1 pseudogene is annotated in these 406 nt (G+C 74.1%); it reads left to right on the top strand.

Going from position 1 to position 406, the window contains the following annotated elements:
• Positions 1-406, top strand: a pseudogene (locus LPA54_RS40705) (potassium transporter TrkA); the annotation flags it as partial.

Consider the following 406-nt stretch of genomic DNA (forward strand, 5'->3'; position numbering starts at 1 on the left):
GGCGGGGCTGGTGGCCGCGGTGGTCGCGCTCGCGGTGGCGCTGATCGTGGTGACCGACGACCACCCGCTGCACGCCATCTACATCACGCTGCTCGACCTGTTCGCCATCAACGAGCCCGCGCTCGGCGCGCCGACCGGGCAGCAGGTGCTGCAACTGCTGTCCGGGCTGGTCGGGTTGCTGCTGCTGCCGGTGCTGCTGGCCGCGGTGCTGGAGGCGCTGGGCACCTTCCGCACCGCGTCCGCGCTGCGGAGACCGCCGCGCGGACTGAGCGGGCACGTGGTGCTGCTGGGGCTCGGCAAGATCGGCACCCGGGTGCTGACCCGGCTGCGCGAACTGCACATCCCCGTGGTGTGCGTCGAGGCCGACCCGGAGGCGCGGGGCATGGCCGTCGCCCGGCGGTTACGC

Source organism: Streptomyces sp. DH12, assembly GCF_020873895.1.
Taxonomy (GTDB): Bacteria; Actinomycetota; Actinomycetes; order Streptomycetales; family Streptomycetaceae; genus Streptomyces.